Below are 18,166 nucleotides of genomic sequence, written 5' to 3'. Positions count from 1 at the left end.
GGCGGTTGTTCAGACCCGTTAAGCCATCTTTCATGGACAGCATTTCAAGCTTTTTATTGGCTTTGCGAAGATCACACTCAGCCTTCTTTTTCTCTGTAATATCTCGATATTCCCAATAGTGGCCAATATACACATGACCTTCATAGATTGGAATGTAGTCACGCGCATAAATTTACCGTTAATAAACGTAATTTCTTCATCTACTATTGACTCTTTTGAATAGACGGTGCTTCCTACCGTTTTTAAAAACCTAGCAGGATCTTTCAACATAGGAGCGTGAGATAAAAACAGCTGATTACTTTTCAATCCAACGTATTGATTAGGAGGCCCGGGTATATCAAACATGTCACAAAAAGTTTGATTAATAACGGCTACTTCGCGCTCTGGCGTTTCAATCATGGTACCTGTCTTTGCATTTTGAACCATAACCGAAAACATTTTAGACAGCTTTTTATGCTGACTTGTCGTTACTCGAGATACATAAATATATCTACCTACCAGATACACTAAACACCCACCTATAAAAGAAGCAGGCAGTAAATAGATGATAATTGTAGCAGCGTGCTTGATATCTTTAAAAAGAAAGGACAATGAAAAAAATACGCAAAGCAAGCTAATAGAATTCATTAATTGAAAACGAATAAATGGACGATAAGGTAAGCGAACCGTCCACCCAGACAGTAAAGCCATTACGATAATTGTAGCAGCGCCTATTATTCCGCTTGCCGTAATTCCAAACAAAAGCAAACGCATTACCCCTATAATACAAGCCGCAATGATAGCCGGTACCATTCCTGCATAAAGACAAACAATTGTCACTGCTAAAAAGCGAAGGTCAAGAATAATAGTAGAATCTATTTTAATTGTATATATCATTAAAATGCTGCCTAATAGTCCGTAAGAACATCCGTAATAAATTAAGCGATACATTTTGTACCGTTTTATTCCTTCTACTCTATAAATGATTTGCTCTCGAACTATACTCGCAGCAAACATGAAAGAAATAATTAACGTGATATTAAAGAGAAGTTAACTCACTTTATTCTTCACCTCTTTCCACAAGCTAAAACAAAAAACAATAGGCTTCTTAGCTTACATATTGTTTACTGCCGCTTTTTTATAAATAGTGCTGTTTGATTTATCGAACAGCATTATTTTTTCCTTCATTCATTAAATAAAACTCTTCTATACTCTATTCGTTGCCGACAATCCTCTCTATATAAAGAGTGATTATCTTCCTTTTATACAAGAAATTCTACTTGTTAGTATACTACTAAACTCTATTTATACACATCACCTTTTACCTTTTTTTAAATATTTATCCATTTTCTATTTTTTGTATTTTCCACTGAAAGGTAAGTAGTCGAACTGCAGCAAAAATAAAAAAAAGAGCGTCGATACAACGAGCGCTCTTTTTTATTTATGGCGTAAAAATTCCCAAAGTCCTGGCGTTTTGGAAAAATCAAATGTCTTAACAGCGGAAAGAATTTTAATCTTTAAATCTTGCTTTACGTCTTCTCTCTCATGCAGCGAAAAGCTTTGGACAGCTTTATTTAGTTTTGGTTCCAGCTTTTTTAATAAACGCCTTGACGCCTCTTCATCTCCAGCTTTCACTTTATTTACAAGCTCATATAGAGTTTCCATTTCTTCACTTCTTTCTTAAGTCAGTTGTTAATTCTTCCACTTTTTCTTCAAGTCGCTTTATATTGTTTTCTACACGCAGTAATAAATAAAAAGAAAGGACAGCGGGAAATCCTACGTTCCCAACAAGTTGAAGCCACTGAGGATCAAACATATCTATCACTCACCTTCATAATTTTTTTCAACTTGCTTAGCGCACGTTGGTAATGGTTAGAAACCGCTTGCTGAGAAATAGAAAAATAAGCAGCGATTTCTTTATGAGTCCAGCGTTCGACAATAATCAAGTGCAACATACACTGCTGCTTGGCCGTTAATTGGCGAAATGCATGATGAAGAATACGATTTTCAAGTTGATTTCCTAAAAATTCATGCTCCCATACAGCTCCGTCCTGTACCCCTAGCATATCTTCAACTGTTCGATTTCCATCTAGCGCAGCCGGCTGCTGCAGGCGAAGAGGAATATAAGAACGCTCTTTTTCTTTGACACGCATAACATCTCTGGAATAATGTCTGCAAAGCTTGTTAATATAATGAAGCAATCTAACTTCGCTGTAAAACTGATGAAATTCTTTGTTTAGAAGTCTTTGTTCTTTTGTATCATTTTTAGCAACCGCTTTTTGTAATCGCTCATAGCGTTCTGGTGTCAAAAATGTATTCATTATATGAGTCTGAAGAGTTGCGCTGTGGTTTGTAAGAAATGTATGAAAGGTACATTCTTTGTCGTGCCGCTTTTCTTGCTGCGAATAGAGCTGAGTCATTGTGCAAATCTCCTCCTTTTTTTCTTATACTTATTAAAAAGGGAGAAAAGAGTAAAATAACAACACCAAAAACGAACGTTTGTTCTTATATAAATTTAACTATATTAGGTTTTTTATGTCAATATGATGAAAGGCTTATTAATGATTGAAATGACTCAGTAAAAAATAAAAAAGAGATTGAGACATAATGAAATGAATCTAATTTAAAGACGAACAAATAGGATACATGAGCTGATCTGCTTGTGACACGGCCGTTGATTTCCGTGCAAGACTTCGCTTTCCGCGGGCGGCCGCTGAGCCTCCTCGTCGCTTGCGCTCCTGTGGGGTCTCACCTATTCCGCTTTTCCCGCAGGAGTCTTCGTCTTTCCCTCCAATCAACTGCTAGAAGGAACGAAACAGATAAAAGCTATGTTCACCACAACAAAAAAACGAACCGCTGATCAAACATGTTGATCAGTGGTTCGTTTTTCACTTCGGCTAAAATATTTTTATCCCGGCCCTTTTTATTTCTTCTTCATGTAGATATTATTCTTCTCCTAAAACGCGGTTAATACGTTTGCGAAGCATCGGCATTCCATTTCCACCCGCTTGGAAATGACGAAGCTGACCTTCTTTATCAAATACATAATATGCTGGTACATATTTATTTTCAAAAGCGTCTGTTAACTTATGCTCACTGTCTACGTAAATTGGCTGAGTAATATCGTGTCCCATGGCCATTGCCTCAATAACACCCATATCTAAGTCATCTTCCGAACGAGGCATATGAACCGCTACAACATTCAATTGATCATCATACTCATCACGAAGATCATTAACTTCAGGCATTGCTTCTTTACATAAATGGCAGCTTACTGACCAAAAGTGGATAAGCGTTGCTTTATCACCTACTAAATCTTCCTTTGTTACTTCGTCGTTAATCCAAGATGTTGCTCCAGTTAATTCAGGCATTTGTTCACGTAATTTCATTTTAAAATCCTCCTCTTCATTAATAAAACTGAATATTCCGTCTTTTATAATTAGAAAACTATCTTTTCTATTTTAATGGCAGCAGTAGAGGAATTTCTCCTCTACTCCACCGCTATTTATTAAAGTGTTTTTTGACCTGGTTTCCAGTTAGCTGGGCAAAGTCCACCAGTTTGAAGGGCTTGAAGTACACGTAATGTTTCTTCTACGCTGCGGCCGATATTGTTATGATTTACAACTGCGTATTGTAATTCACCTTCTGGATTAATAATAAATAATCCGCGAAGCGCTACGCCTTCTTCTTCAATTAACACGCCGTAATCACGTGCTACTGTATGAGTTGGATCTGCAGCTAATGGATAATTCAAATCTCCAAGTCCATTATCTTTACGATCTGTGTTAATCCACGCTAAGTGAGTATGAATTGTATCTGTAGAAACACCTACAACTTCAGCATCTAGATCTTCAAACTCTTCGTAGTGATCTGATAGAGCTGTAATTTCTGTCGGACATACGAATGTAAAGTCCATTGGATAGAAGAACAATACTGTCCATTTACCGTTTTTCATATTTTCTTCTAAACTTACTTTTCCAAATTCCTTATTTGCAAGTACAGCTTCCATTTCGAAGCGTGGTGCTTGTTTTCCTACCATACGTTCTGCCATGTCAAAACCTCTCCTTGTACAATGTATTTCACAAGCTTATGCTTGTATGTATTATTTTTAATGCAATCATTGACAGTTTCTATTTGATAACGATTATTAGTATCATTATAAACTAGTAATGACTATTGATTACATTCTTTATTATACACGAGCTATTATTATAGTCAATACTTTTTTATAATCATTTTAATTTAGGATTGATTATCGAATATTTTCCACTCTTTTTATTCTTTCCCTTGATTAATCCTATGTATGCAGGGATGAATAAAGATAGAAGATACTAAAAAGCTTCCCTTGTTTCAACATATTTGCTTTTAAAGTGTGCTGCAGCAAGATTTCGAATCTCAATTATGCTCTTTATAACCACAATAAAAGAGAATGAGACATAACTATCTCAACCCAATTTAGAGACGAACAAATTGGAAAATGATCTAGTATGGATGACTGGTTACACCGCTGTTGATTTCCGTGCAAGACTTCGCTTTCCGCGGGCGGCCGATGAGCCTCCTCGTCGCTTGCGCTCCTGCGGGGTCTCATCTGTTCCGCTTTTCCCGCAGGAGTCTTCGCCTTGCCCTCTAATCAACAGCTAGAAGCAACTTCATATATGAAACCTACTTTTACCATAACCATGAAAAAATCCGAACGAATTTGATTCTCCATCAAGAATCAAACTCGTTCGGATTTTCCTTCAACTAAACTACTTTTGTCCCAGCCTCTGTTATTTATTTCTTATCATTTGGATATACAAGACTGATTTGCTCTCGCACTTTATCCATCACGTGCATTGTTAAATATGAATTTTCATAAGAATTTGTGTCCGATTCTATCTTTTCTTGCTTTAACAGCTCTACGAATTCATTTAGTTCATAGTACATAGCAGGATAAGGCTGATCGACCGTTAACTCTTCTACCTGTCCGTCATTGTATCGAATTTCTACTTTTTCAGCGGTATGTATTTTGTCAATAACCATACTGCCTTTTTCTCCTTGAATTTCACTTGGCAAATGCGAATTTGTAATTTTAGAATACATGATGACCGCGTCTCGATCTTCGTACTCTAAAGCAACTGACCCTTCTCCATCTACTCCAGATTCTAGCATAAACGCCGTTGCCTTTATTTTATGAGGCCCTCCAAACAACGTAATCAGAGGATAAAGACAATATACACCTAAATCCATCAGTGAACCGTTGGCAAGCTCTGGCTTAAAGGCATTAAGCACGATACCTTCTTTGTATTTATCGTAACGAGAAGAATACTGACAGTAAGATGCAACGTATTTCCGAATTGGACCAATTTTATGTAAGTTCTCTTGAATCACTTTGAAGTTAGGGAGAAGTGTTGATTTCATCGCTTCCATTAATAACACCTTGTGATTTTTGGCTGTTTGAATCATGCGAGTTACTTCTGCTGCATTGGCTGCGAGCGGTTTTTCACACAGTACATGCTTGTTATTTTTCAAAAATAAGATAGCTTGTTCCGCATGATAAGCATTTGGAGTAGCAATATACACTGCATCAATTTCAGCACTCGCTGCCATTTCCTCTAAATCAGTAAATATATGAGGAATATCATATTTACCTGCAAATTCTTCTGCTTTTTCAATGGTTCGAGAATAAACAGCTGAAAGCTGAAAGTCGTTTACATACTGAGCTGATTCTAACAGTCGATCTGTTATCCAGTTTGTTCCTATTACGCCAAAACGAATCATCTTTTCATCTCCTTTTTATCATCTATGTTGTATTGTATCGTTTTTAAAAAGAAAAACGAAGAAATAATAAAAAATCTATACCATTTTCCATTGCTTTATATCTATTTTGTTCCATATAAAAAACAGCTCACAACAAATGTAAGCTGTTTTTCAATATGACTCAAACGTAAGCTTATGCTTTCTCACCCACTACAGCAAAACGTTCATTCACATGGTTTTTATTCTCTAACTCATCTATTAAAGCAATCGCATAATCAGCATAGCTAATATAGCTTTCATTTTGACTATTTGTGATCACATGATCTTTTCCTAATTGATAGGCTCCAGTGCGAGCACCTTCTGGGTCAAAAAAAGCGGCCGGGCTTAAATAAGTCCAATCTATAGTTGATTTTTCTAGTTCTTTTAAACCTTTGCCCATATTTGAAGCCGTTGGATAATAAGCTGCTGGAAAACCTTCTGTGCTCATTAAAGGCGTTGTTTTTTCTGCATCTACAAATAAACTTCCCGCTCCGCCCACTACTGCGAGTCGCGTTTGAACACCTTGAAATACTTTAATAAGTGATTGTATAGACTCAACGTGCAGCTGTTCGCTTCCAGAAGGTGCATTAAATGCATCTACCACAGCATCGAACTGTTCAATGTCTTTTGAAGTAATGGCAAAAATATCTTTTTCAATTACGTTTGTTTGATTTTTTAGTTTAGAAGCATTTCGAACAATGGCTGTTACTTCATGTCCTCTCTGTTTTGCTTCTTTCATAATTAATTGACCTGCTTTTCCTGTTGCTCCAATAACGCCAATTTTCATTTTTATTCTCTCCTTTTATTTTTTATTGTAACCATTACAGTTACATATAACACAAAAAAATTTGAGCTTTTTATAGACTGCTATTTCTTCTCAGCTCGTTGTAACCATTATAGTTACACATTATTCAATTTGTCAACCTTACTATTCATTTTTTTAAGCGATAAAAGATTTTAGTAATTGCTAAAGATCCACAAAACAATAGCTTATTTACCATTTCAAAATATATCCATATTTTCAACTTATTTTTATCTCAGAGTACTTTTTTATGAAAAAAGGTTTCTTTTTTATAAAAAAGTGTTATACTAGGTATATTATTTCTTGTTCGGTGTTAACAAATAGAAAGACTTTCTTTAAAGTGATTCTTATTGAAATTGAGCAGAGATAGTAATATATTCGTGGATTTTCCACACAGGAGGTACTACAATGGTACAAGGTAAAGTAAAATGGTTTAATGCAGAAAAAGGTTTTGGATTTATCGAAGTAGAAGGACAAGACGACGTATTCGTACACTTCTCAGCTATCCAAGGCGAAGGTTTCAAATCACTTGAAGAAGGTCAAGAAGTTACATTTGAAATCGAAGATGGAGCTCGTGGACCACAAGCTGCTAACGTTCAAAAGTAATTGATTAAGAAGCTGTCACTTTAGTGACAGCTTCTTTTTATGTCTATTTAACCAATTAAAATTTGATTTTCCTGCCAAAGGTTGGTCAAGTTCGTATCAGCGAGCCGCTGATGCGTCTCTTTTACGCTAAGCCAGCGATGCTTGTTGAAAACAAAGCGAGTTTCAGGAAGTTCAGTCCATATTTCCTGTACAGACTGCACATTTAATAGAACAAAGTTTGCTTCGTTCCCTTCTTCCACTCCATACTTTGCTTTTCCAATCAGCCGGGCTGGTATACTTGTAATCATTCGGAGCAACTGCCGCTGATCATCCGGACTTCCCATATGTGCAGCATAGGCAGTTAGTAACCCTACTTGCAGCAAGTCTGCTTTTCCAAACGGATGAAAGGGGTCGTTCACGTTATCAGATGCAGTAGCAATCGGAATCGCTGCTTTTTGTATGTCGCGAATACGCGTTACGCCTCGTCTTACAATTCCTTTATCTTCTCTTCCCTGTAAATATAAATTAGAAGCAGGTAATGTGACAACTCCAATTTTCGCCTGTTTCAAAAGGTTTAAGATTTCGTTCACTTTTGCATCAGTCATTCCTGCAAGCGAGCAAAGATGCCCCACTACCACTTTTCCTTCCATATTCAATTCAATCGTTCTATGAGCAATATTAATTATTGTATCAACAGACGGATCATCGCTTTCATCCACATGTAAGTCAAGAGGTTTATTATAGGCTTGAGCCAGCGAAAATAGAGCATCAATCTCTTTTTCTGGATTTCTAGCTAAATGAGGACAGCCTCCAATCGCATCAATTTCAAGATCGAATGCTCGTTCAATTTTATTCATCTTATGCATATCATCAATGTCTAAGTTAGAGAATAGCGGAACAACCTGCACATCCATATACGGGCTTAATTCATCTCTCACTTCGACAGCCGCTTGTAAACTTCGAAATAAACTATCTTCTTCCATGCTGCAGTCAAAATCAATATGCGTTCGAATCGTAGTCGTACCGTTAGCTAATGCCTGCAAAGCAGTTTTTAACATTCGCTGCTTAATTTCTTCTTCTGGAAATGCCGGTAGGCTGCTGCTGTAATTTTTAATGGCTTCTTGAAGAGTTCCAGATATATTGGGCACTTGAGGAAGCGAATGAGCTTTGTCTAAATGCATATGCATATCTACAAATCCTGGTAATAGCACACGACCCTGTGCATCAAGTGACGTTTCTTTTCCTAACACAGCCGCGTGTAGCGAAAAAAACTCGTCACCTTCAAGATAACCGTTTTGTAAAACGATAGAAGTATACATTCCATTTGAAATTTTCACTTCAAAAAGAGCGTGATCGTGCATAATTGGCAAACGAACATTAATTAAGTGAAGCAACATAATTCCCTCCTCAATTTTTCAACTTCTTCATTTTTCATAGACCGCTTTATCTTCTCTATCATTTATTGTTTAAAGCATTAATTCGCCAAATTTCGCAAATCACCTTCTCTTTAGAGACCTTTATTTACAGAGAAAAAAGCGAGAACAAAAAAAGGAGCAGCGTCCCCACGCTGCTCATCAAAGAAAAAATGCTAGAAAATAGATAGAATGTACTTCCCATGGTTAAATGAGGGCTTACAGATAAAGCTTCAGTGAGTGATTTCATGCTTTGCACCGCTATTCTCCCCAGAAAGCAATGCAGATACAAACAAGAAATTTCCATCACCCGCTCATACTGTAAATAGACACATAAGAAAAAGCCCAAACAAAGGCAGGTCTCTCAAATACAATGAGCAAAAACCTACCCGCCTGGGCTTTTATCCCTTCGGTGTCATATCCACTTCTTTTCAAAAATGAATATGTGAATCGCTTGGACCAAACTTTCTACTAACGTAAAAATGGGAACCTAGATTCACTTTTTACTCATAGTCCTATCATTTACGGTGATAAGGTAGAAACGTCTGAGCCATATTCTCAAACATATATGAGTGAACCGTATTTAGCTTTTTCTTGTCTACAAATATACTATAGGTCTTTCTGTAAGTCAACTATAAACGAATAATCTTTTTAACAAAATTATATATAGTTCGCCTTTTACAAAAGTTTACTTTTTCAAAAAGTTTGTTAAACTATCTAACATCAGTTAGACCTAAAAGGGTATACAAGAACTATCGTGTAGAATGAAAACGTAGCTGATCTTGTCCCATAGTGTCATGAGAAACATACTTCTTGCACGGATGCTTATCTAAGTATTGTTTAGCAGTTTGTAAACATTGGCGCGCAAACTCTTCATATCCTAATTCGTTGGCACGTTTCACATTTGGCAATTCTATAGAATAAGGAACCTGCGGGATACGATTTACAATACTAGCAACATCAATACCTTCTTCATTTAAATACAATCGTTCTTCCCTAAGAACTCGAGTCATCTCTTCCTTTGAAACTGGAATTTCCGCAGAAGCGTTGCAAAGATGAAGATAGCGAAACCACTCACGAGGTACTTGGTCCAAATCTTCCACTTTATCTCCTGATCGATGAAAATGGTGGATATCAATCATAAGACCTGCATTTTCACGGTTAGCTGTATGAAGAACATCCAGTGCTCCTTTAAGGTTGTATACGCTCGCAATAGGAACAAATTCTAATTCAATGGTTAAACCAAAAGGCTTAGCTAGATCACAGAGTTCAGCAAAACATTCGATACCAAAATTGCGATCGTCCGTCCAAATGCTACTAAGGACGTGACGTCCTCCAAGTTCAGCAGCTGCTTCCATTGCAGGTAAGTAACGTTTTGGATCAACTCCCTCATAGATACGTGCTAACTCTATATCAAGAAGCTTCACTCCTGTTTCTGACATAGCAGATTTTGTTTCTCGCATCAGCTGCTTATTTTCAGCTAACGCATAGTTAGGCTCTCCAGGCAACCCCATGTAAATAGGCCTTAAACTAACAAAATCATATCCTGCCTTCGCAGCCATATACGTCATTTCAGGTGGCGAACATCCAAGAACAGTGAGATACGCAAGGGAAAATTGATTAGCCATTTTATAAATTCCTCCTTTATTCAAACAGATTAGATCGATCTAATTAAAATTACGATATATACTTATAAACGTCCTACATATTGATTTGATTTTAATTCTCTGTAGGCAGTCTTAATACAATCATCTTCGTTTCAGTCATTTCTTCAACGGCGTAACGTGGACCTTCTCTGCCAATACCGCTGTTTTTCACTCCGCCATATGGCCAATGATCTAATCTAAAGTTAGATGTTCCATTAATAACTACACCGCCCATTTCAAGAGAATGAGCCACTTTATAAGCCAAATCCATTTTGTTCGTAAAAATCCCTGCTTGAAGACCAAAAGCAGAATCATTTGTCTCTTCAATAGCTTCTTCAATCGTAGCGTACGGGACAATACTAATAATAGGACCAAATACTTCTTCACAAATAACTTTACTTTCTTTAGAAGGGTTTAGTAGAACGGTAGGTTCCACCGTAGCTCCGCGGTGCTTTCCTCCGCATATCACTTGTGCCCCCGACTGTACGGCCTCATCAATCCAGCTCGTCACTCGTGCAGCTGCATGGACATCTACTACACACCCTACATCCGTATCAGGCAATAAGGGATCTCCGATTTTAAGTTTCAGCACCTCGTCTTTTAAAAGATTGGTAAACTCAGAGACCACAGATTGATGTACATAAATTCTCTGAACAGAGATACAGCTCTGCCCGGAATTGCTAAATCCGGTTTTAGCACACATAGCTGCAGCACGGTTTAAATCTGCGTCGTTATGAACGATCGTTGCAGCATTTCCTCCTAGTTCGAGCAATACTTTTTTCATTCCAGCTAGCTCACAGATGTTTTTACTAGCTACTGTTCCACCTGTAAATGAAATAATGTTCACACGATCATCTTTTACAATTTGCTGTGCAACCTGTCTTCGACCAAGCACCATATTTACAGCATCTTTAGGGAATCCTGCCCGCAGCAGCAGCTTTAAGAGCTCTGTTGCAATTAAAGTTGTTTGCGAAGACGGCTTTAAAATAACGCTATTACCAGCAGCAAAAGCCGGCCCAATTTTATGGCATACAAGATTTAAAGGGGCGTTAAACGGTGTGATAGCCGCTACAACACCAACGGGCACTCGGAAAGTAGATGCAATAGCTTGTGCACCTCGTTCTGAAACGTCGCCAGGCAATGTTTCACCAATCAATCTTTTTGCCTCTTCCCCTGACAGTTCTAATGTTTCGATTGAACGGGCCACTTCATCCAGCGTATTTTTCAAAGGCTTTCCTAATTCTAAAGAAATAAGTTGAGCAAATTTTTCTTTCTCTTGTTCTAGTAATAGAGCCGCTTTCTTTAAGATTTTAGAACGCTTGTAAGAAGAAAGTGCAGCGACATGTTTTTTTGCTTCATAGGCTGATGATAATGCTTTTTCAACATCTTCTTCATTTGCTAATAGCTGCTCACCTATGACTTCTCCAGAATAGGGGTTTTTTATTAAAGCAACTTCACGATCTTCAACAATCCATTCACCTTTAATATAAGGCTGCGATTTCTTTTCAATAGTTTCTATCATGTTTAGCACCAACTTTTCATTTTTATTAAACAAACTTTTATATAAAATAAGGCCTGAACGTTTTTATATAAGAGAAAAATAGATCGATCTAATTTATTTTTATTTAAACGCTCTCTTCACCTCCTAGAAGGCTATCATGTTCACCGCTTAGCTATACTAATTTCTCTTGAACCTTTGGCTTGGCATGAAGTTCTGAACAAGGACCTGCTTGCAGCATATAGCTTCCTCCGTCATGACCAATTACTTGCTTCACCTCTTTTGCTGCTTCAATAAGCTTATTAAGATCAATATCCGTATGAATTCCCATTTCACTTAATCCATGAACCAGATCCTCTGTAGCTATATTTCCCGTGGCGCCTGGAGCATAGGGACACCCTCCTAAACCGATAATAGAACTATCAAAATGAATAACGCCCTGCTGCAAAGCAGCCACTACATTAGAAAATGCCATTCCTCTCGTATTGTGCAAATGCATGGAGAAAATAATGCCGGGATAATTTTGTTTAAGAAACCCTAGCATACGATACACTTGCTGAGGATTTGCCATCCCCGTTGTATCCGCTAAAGAAATTTCCTCGACACCCATCATTCTGTATCGTTCTACAATAGAAGAAATGCGTTCTATAGCAACTTTTCCTTCATAAGGACATCCAAACGCTACGGAAATTGAACCTCCCACTTTAACGTTATGCTTTTCCGCTAATTCGATAATAGGATAAAAACCTTTTTGGGCTTCTTCTACAGAACAATTTGCGTTAGATAAGCTGTGAGAATCTGTAGCTGAAAGCATAAGCTTTAACTTTTTCACTCCGGCGTCAATGGCTCTCTGTGCACCTTTTACATTCGGCACTAACGCGCGAAATTTGATATTTGTTAAATCTTGAACACTTTCTACAACCTGCTCGGCATCCTTTAACTGAGGAATCGCTCTCGGATGTACAAAAGACGTAATTTCCATTGATTGAATGCCTGTCTTGGCTAGCTGACGGATAATAGATATTTTTTCTTCTGTAGGAATCCACTCATGTTCAGCTTGAAACCCATCCCTTGGGGCTACTTCACAGATTATGACTTTTTCCGGTAATTCTATTTTTTGAATAGTATTCATTAAATAACCCCCTTTTCTTTTAACGCCGCTAAGTCTTCACTTGATAACCCCAGTTTTCCGCCTAGAATTTCTTCATTATGTTCTCCCAATTCAGGGGCACGATGACGAATTGCTCCCGGTGTATGTGAAAACTTTGGTACTACTCCCGGAACCTTAATTTTTCCTAAGCGGGGGTGCTCTACTTCTACAATGTTTTCTCGTTCTCTATACTGAGGATCATTAAATATATCTTCAATGCTGTAGATAGGACTAACTGGCACACCAAATGAATCTAACTTTGCCTGCAGCTCGTCTTGAGTAAAGCCCTTAATCCAACTTGACACAATTTCCTGAACTTCATGATCATGCTTTAAACGTTCTACATTTGTATAATATCTCGGGTCCTTTAACATATCTTTTCTTTCCATTGCTTCTGCAAGACGATCAAAGGTAGAGTCTGTACTGCATACTAATACAACAAATTTTCCGTCTTTTGTTTCATATGTGCCTGCAGGGCTTGAATGACCTGCAAGTCCAGGACTTCTCTCTCTTACTTTTCCGTTTTGATCATATTCAGCGATTAAAAACTCCATCATTCGAAAAATAGATTCATATAATCCCATTTCTACTACTTGACCTTCCGGCTGTTCGTGTACATCCCTATGATAGATAGCGCTTACACAAGCGAACGCGGTATATATGCCAGTTACATAATCTAGTAAAGAATAAGAAGGACTGACGGGCGGACGATCTGAATATCCTTGTAAATAAGTATGTCCGCTAAATGCTGTGCCCGGTGTACCGAATCCAGCTTTTTCTCGATAAGGACCTGTTTGTCCATAACCTGATACGCGCACCATTACTAGCTTAGGATTAACTTTTTTAAGCTCTTCATATCCTAAGTTCCATTTTTCCAGTGTGCCCGGACGAAAATTTTCAATTAAAACGTCTACTCCACTAATTAGCTTTTTGAAAATTTCTGCTCCTTCTTCTGATCGAATATCCAGCGTAACAGACTTTTTATTGCGAGCAAGTCCCGGCCACCTTAAGGGTTCAGTCCCTTTCCAAGGCCCTACAGTCCGAAGCGTGTCTCCTTTTCCCGGAAGCTCAATTTTGGTTACTTCCGCTCCTAAGTCCGCTAGTAGAGTAGCTCCAAAAGGAGCAGCAATCATAGTAGAAATATCTAGTATTTGAACTCCTGTTAAAGGTCCATAATTTTTGGTCAACATGTTGAATCCCCTCCGGTAATAACTGTTTGCATAGTTAATTAAGATAATTAATTTGTAAATTTGCTTTAACTTAACAATAGACAGAATATTAAGATTATTTATTTTTCTAAAGTTAACTCTTTTTCTTCTAATAGGATAGACTCTTTGCTTTCAATCGGGTCTAAATCTGTTAGCAGGAACGTATAGCTTAAAATTCCAATCACTAAAAAAGCAGCTGCTAAAAGGAAAGCATACATAAATGAACCCGTGGCCTGAACAATAAACCCAGTCGTAATAGGTGCAACAATAGCCATCGAGTTATTCCCAAATGTTAAAAGTCCCGTTAATGTTCCTACCGTTCCTTTTGGTGCAATAAATGTAGGAATGCTGTAGGCAACAGCAGATGTGACAACAAGACCTCCAAGTGCTGTTGAAATCCAAAATACAGCTACGTTCGCACTGTGAGTAAACGCTGCCCCAATAATTGACAAACCAAACACCATACCTATTACTAGAAAAAATTTGCTGACACGCGTCCGGTTATACCCTTTGTTAATAAGACGATCAACAAGCCAGCCCCCGATTACTATTTCAGTAATGGTACCTACAATCCAAGGTATAGCCGAGTACCAGCCTGATTTTAAAATAGACATGTTCATTTCTGTTGCTAAATATCCAGGAAGCCAAGTCAAGAACAAAAACCATGAATAGCCGTATGCCGCAAACCCAATGAATACTGCCCAGACTTTTCTTTTAGTTAGCAAATATCGAATGTTCTCCATTGCACTGCCTTTAACTTCTTCTGAACTTTGAGAACCGCCTTGAACAATGTAGTCATATTCTTCTTTCGTCAAACGCTCATCTTCATGAGGTTCACGATACCAGATCCAATAAACAATAGCATATATGAAACTAAGAATAGCAGTTGCTAAGAAACCGCCTCGCCAGCCCCACTCTGTTACAATTAGTGCTAATATAGGTGCCCCGATGGCGTTGGAAAGTTTGGATTGAGAATCATAAGCTGCGATAGCTTTTCCGCGCTCCTGACGTGGAACCCAATGGCTAACTGCTTTGGCAGCAGATGGAAAGAATGGTGCTTCTCCAACTCCTAACAGCACCCGAGATAAAATAATTAACCCCCATCCATTTGCTACTGCAGTTAGAAGACAAGCTACTGTCCATATAACGGTCGCTACACGCGTTACCCATTTTACGCCTATTTTATCTAGCAAGGGCCCTATAGGAAGTTGAAGTAAAGCGTAAGACCATGCAAATGCTGATAGGAAAATCCCCATCTGACCTGCTGTCAAGTTAAATTCTTTTTGTAACAACGGCATAGCAATGGACATATTAATTCGATCAAAATAGTTTACAACTACACCAACCGCAATCAAGAATACAATCGACCAACGATGTTTTTTCATTCTTTTCCCTCACTCATAAGATTTTAAGTATGCGCTTTCATTTTTGCGAAATATTTCTTTGCTCAGATCCCATTTATAATTGCCTGCTTACATAAATTCTGTCTGAACTAAAGTTGAAAGATGGCAATGCTGAAAACCTAATCCTCTAGCTATTTACTTATTCTTTTATCCTTTCGTAAAAACATTTTATTAGTGGAATTAAAAAGATTAATAGAAATTTCTAATTAGAACGATCTAATAAATTTTTATTAGATCGTTCTAATTCCGGCGGGAATCTCTTCACATATTGCGGAACGGTGCTGTATATTTTATGATCTACTCAAATATCCGAACATGATGATCAACGTCTGCTTTTTTAATTTCTCATTGTAACACCTGCCTTTTTTTTGCTAAGCGTCGTCTTTTGACACAGACTAATATAAAATCCATTCAAACTTGAGTTTTAGTATACTGAATTACATTTGCCTGCGCAATATATATTTTTAATTTTTAGAAAATTAACATATATACTTTTTAATATAATAAATTCAAAAAATAACCGTATTAATTTTACAACCATTTCTCTTATTGCGTTAAAGAAATAGAAAATACAGACACTTCATTCGTACAATTTTCTAGTAAAGTTTGAAGATACGGGTTTTTAATATTGTAAGCTTGGTTCAAACATTTGTTGCTTAATATACTCTACAGGCATCTCTTTTCCGGTCCACAATTCAAATGCCATGGCCCCTTGCCAGATCATCATTCCTATTCCATTAATAGTGTGACATCCAACTGATTCAGCTTGTTCTAACAGTTTTGATCTCATAGGCATATACACGACATCTGTTACAATTAAATCAGGACGCAGCATTGATATATCTTCAATAATGCTGAATTCTTCTAACGGTTTCATTCCCACTCCTGTTCCATTTGTCAAAATATCGCTCGTTCTAATTTCTTCTCTTAACCTGTCTGTATCCTCAAGAGAATACAGCTTCGCTTTACATGAAACATGTTTCATCTCTTCATTAATAATTTTTACGTTTTCTACAGCTTTTGAATAAAATTCATCGTGACGAGCAAAAATTGTTAATTCTTCAAGTCCTTCTAAAGCTGCTTGAATAGCAATAGGCGTCGCTGCTCCACCCGAACCGATCAACGTCATTTTTTTCCCTGTGATATCCACGCCGTGCTCTTTTAAATTTCGAATGTAGCCCATACCGTCTGTGCTATGCCCAACTAGTACGCCATTATCGTTTACGACGGTATTAACTGCTCCTGAAAATTTGGCGCTGTCTGCTAATTCATCAAGAAACGGGAGAATTTTTGTCTTATTGGGCATTGATACATTAAAACCTTTAACATTTAACGCTCTCAGCCCTTTAATTGCATCTTCTAACGAGTCATTTCCTACCTCAAAAGCTAAATAAGCATAATTCAATCCCAATTTTTTGAAGGCCATATTATGCATAGACGGTGATAATGAATGTCCGATTGGAGTTGCTAAAAGGCCTATGAGCTGAGTTTTGCCGTTAATACGCCCTACGCTTTTCATGATTTTACCTCCTATGTTATTAAAATTTCAGAAATAATTGTGGAACCTAAACTGTACTTTTTAAGCTTATTTTCATTTACCATCAAACACATTTCACATTCATATAATATGAATAATTAGATCGATCTAATTTTAAACTATACTCATTATTCAACCACCTTTGACAAGCTGCATTCAAAACCAAAGCTGCTCTACTCACATGTAAAAAGCAAGAAATCGCTTACAAGTTTACGTTTTTAATAACATACGTTTGAAACGTACTGTACGCCTTACCTCCCTTCACAAGGCAGCATTTCTCAACATTACTAGAAACAAATCTTTCACCTATACCTAGCTTCTTTTATTAAATGACTGCAGTAAACACTCGGTGAACCAAGACAACTCTTAGCGACCTTATGTATCATAGTATCACATTTTTTTAAAAGGAAAAATGTTTTTTTGTTACTTTTCAGAAAAATCTTTTTATTTAAAGAATTTCTTTATATTAAAATAAAGCTATAACCATAATTATAGCTTTATTTTTGAGCTTGTCTCTCTGTTCTCTTTTTCAACCACCAGCCTGCACCAACTATCACTCCGATTATAAGAATAACAAATATTAAACGATCAACATCATGCAAATATTTTTGGATTTTTTCAATATCTCCAAGTCCTCCTACATAGAGCAAAAAAACAAACCACGGAAAAATGCCTAAGGTGCTGTATAAAACAAAGTCCCTAGATTTGATTTTACTAAGGCCTGCCAAATAGGTTATATAGTTTGCGATACTGATGGGACGAGAAATCGTAATACTCCATTTTCCATATTTATGAAACCATTTTTGGGCACGCTTTATATTTTTTTCACCAAACCAGCGCTTGGTAATAGATTCAAACCTGTATCCCATAACGAACGGAATATAGTTGAATGCGATATAAATAACGGTATTGACAGCTGAAACAATAAGGATTTTCCATATTGAGAGCTGCAGCACCGAGCCAATGAGCAAAATCGATAACGTACACGGAAAAGGAATTGCCGCAGCTTCGATTGCTGTAGCAATAAAGATGCCCACTATACCTAAATTTTGTACAAAATCAATAAACCCTTGCACCTTTTTTCTCCTTTCAATCATACAAATTTCACGTTCTTTCATCATAACTCAAACTATTCAAAATTTCACGATTTCAAAGCAATTTTACTAGT

Annotated in this window: 19 protein-coding genes and 1 riboswitch; of the genes, 1 reads left to right on the top strand and 18 read right to left on the bottom strand. The window is 37.2% G+C overall.

The window, feature by feature from the left end; genetic code table 11:
- Positions 1–30: 30 nt before the first annotated feature.
- From LIS78_RS05060 to LIS78_RS05020, 10 genes are all read right to left on the bottom strand, one after another.
- The gene (locus LIS78_RS05060) at positions 31–930 is read right to left on the bottom strand and encodes a LytS/YhcK type 5TM receptor domain-containing protein (RefSeq protein WP_252284725.1); all 900 of its coding nucleotides are present in this window, start codon (positions 928–930) and stop codon (positions 31–33) included.
- Positions 931–1,416: 486 nt separating this feature from the next.
- On the bottom strand, positions 1,417–1,644 hold the full coding sequence (locus LIS78_RS05055; protein WP_013055697.1) for a helix-turn-helix domain-containing protein: 228 nt from the start codon (positions 1,642–1,644) through the stop codon (positions 1,417–1,419).
- A gap of 4 nt (positions 1,645–1,648) precedes the next feature.
- Positions 1,649–1,795, bottom strand: coding sequence for a YvrJ family protein (locus tag LIS78_RS05050; RefSeq protein ID WP_013055696.1), 147 nt, complete (start codon positions 1,793–1,795; stop codon positions 1,649–1,651).
- The gene (locus LIS78_RS05045) at positions 1,788–2,399 is read right to left on the bottom strand and encodes a sigma-70 family RNA polymerase sigma factor (protein WP_057239085.1); all 612 of its coding nucleotides are present in this window, start codon (positions 2,397–2,399) and stop codon (positions 1,788–1,790) included. The genes LIS78_RS05050 and LIS78_RS05045 overlap by 8 nt, the downstream gene beginning before the upstream one ends.
- 198 nt (positions 2,400–2,597) lie before the next feature.
- Positions 2,598–2,777: a hypothetical protein gene (locus LIS78_RS05040; RefSeq protein ID WP_252284724.1), complete on the bottom strand. Its 180-nt coding sequence runs from the start codon at positions 2,775–2,777 to the stop codon at positions 2,598–2,600.
- 147 nt (positions 2,778–2,924) lie between these two features.
- Complete coding sequence (locus LIS78_RS05035; RefSeq protein WP_013055693.1) at positions 2,925–3,368, bottom strand: TlpA family protein disulfide reductase; 444 nt, start codon at positions 3,366–3,368, stop codon at positions 2,925–2,927.
- 119 nt (positions 3,369–3,487) lie between these two features.
- Positions 3,488–4,030, bottom strand: coding sequence for a peroxiredoxin (locus LIS78_RS05030; protein ID WP_195781013.1), 543 nt, complete (start codon positions 4,028–4,030; stop codon positions 3,488–3,490).
- A 448-nt stretch (positions 4,031–4,478) separates the two neighbouring features.
- Positions 4,479–4,613, bottom strand: a complete 135-nt coding sequence (locus LIS78_RS31265) for a hypothetical protein (protein WP_286676942.1) — start codon at positions 4,611–4,613, stop codon at positions 4,479–4,481.
- A 139-nt stretch (positions 4,614–4,752) separates the two neighbouring features.
- On the bottom strand, positions 4,753–5,739 hold the full coding sequence (locus LIS78_RS05025) for a Gfo/Idh/MocA family protein (RefSeq protein ID WP_252284723.1): 987 nt from the start codon (positions 5,737–5,739) through the stop codon (positions 4,753–4,755).
- Between the two features lie 172 nt (positions 5,740–5,911).
- Positions 5,912–6,544 (bottom strand): NAD(P)-dependent oxidoreductase, encoded by a 633-nt coding sequence (locus tag LIS78_RS05020; RefSeq protein WP_195781015.1) that lies wholly within the window; start codon positions 6,542–6,544, stop codon positions 5,912–5,914.
- Positions 6,545–6,967: 423 nt separating this feature from the next.
- On the opposite strand from LIS78_RS05020, the gene LIS78_RS05015 reads away from it, so the two are divergent.
- Complete coding sequence (locus tag LIS78_RS05015) at positions 6,968–7,165, top strand: cold-shock protein (protein WP_013055689.1); 198 nt, start codon at positions 6,968–6,970, stop codon at positions 7,163–7,165.
- A 47-nt stretch (positions 7,166–7,212) separates the two neighbouring features.
- On the opposite strand, the gene LIS78_RS05010 is transcribed toward LIS78_RS05015, so the two are convergent.
- From LIS78_RS05010 to LIS78_RS04975, 8 genes are all read right to left on the bottom strand, one after another.
- Positions 7,213–8,541 carry an amidohydrolase family protein gene (locus LIS78_RS05010; RefSeq protein ID WP_252284722.1) on the bottom strand — a complete coding sequence of 443 codons (1,329 nt, stop codon included), beginning with the start codon at positions 8,539–8,541 and terminating at the stop codon, positions 7,213–7,215.
- Between the two features lie 505 nt (positions 8,542–9,046).
- Positions 9,047–9,148, bottom strand: a riboswitch (purine riboswitch).
- A gap of 160 nt (positions 9,149–9,308) precedes the next feature.
- Complete coding sequence (locus LIS78_RS05005; RefSeq protein WP_195781017.1) at positions 9,309–10,184, bottom strand: sugar phosphate isomerase/epimerase family protein; 876 nt, start codon at positions 10,182–10,184, stop codon at positions 9,309–9,311.
- A 91-nt stretch (positions 10,185–10,275) separates the two neighbouring features.
- Positions 10,276–11,724, bottom strand: coding sequence for an aldehyde dehydrogenase family protein (locus LIS78_RS05000; protein WP_252284721.1), 1,449 nt, complete (start codon positions 11,722–11,724; stop codon positions 10,276–10,278).
- A gap of 151 nt (positions 11,725–11,875) precedes the next feature.
- Complete coding sequence (locus tag LIS78_RS04995) at positions 11,876–12,832, bottom strand: hydroxymethylglutaryl-CoA lyase (RefSeq protein WP_195781019.1); 957 nt, start codon at positions 12,830–12,832, stop codon at positions 11,876–11,878.
- A complete protein-coding gene (locus LIS78_RS04990; RefSeq protein ID WP_209151055.1) occupies positions 12,832–14,040 on the bottom strand; it encodes a CaiB/BaiF CoA transferase family protein in 1,209 nt (402 codons plus the stop codon). Before LIS78_RS04990 ends, LIS78_RS04995 begins: the two co-directional genes overlap by 1 nt.
- 98 nt (positions 14,041–14,138) lie before the next feature.
- Positions 14,139–15,443: an MFS transporter gene (locus LIS78_RS04985; RefSeq protein ID WP_013081988.1), complete on the bottom strand. Its 1,305-nt coding sequence runs from the start codon at positions 15,441–15,443 to the stop codon at positions 14,139–14,141.
- Between the two features lie 640 nt (positions 15,444–16,083).
- A complete protein-coding gene (locus LIS78_RS04980) occupies positions 16,084–16,980 on the bottom strand; it encodes a shikimate dehydrogenase (RefSeq protein WP_252284720.1) in 897 nt (298 codons plus the stop codon).
- Between the two features lie 515 nt (positions 16,981–17,495).
- Positions 17,496–18,074: a DedA family protein gene (locus tag LIS78_RS04975; protein WP_229754486.1), complete on the bottom strand. Its 579-nt coding sequence runs from the start codon at positions 18,072–18,074 to the stop codon at positions 17,496–17,498.
- Between the last annotated feature and the right edge of the window lie 92 nt (positions 18,075–18,166).

The sequence above is a fragment of the Priestia megaterium genome, from assembly GCF_023824195.1.
Lineage (GTDB): Bacteria > Bacillota > Bacilli > Bacillales > Bacillaceae_H > Priestia > Priestia megaterium_D.
Note: the sequence above shows the minus strand (reverse complement) of the source record. Positions and strands in the feature narration are given on the sequence as shown.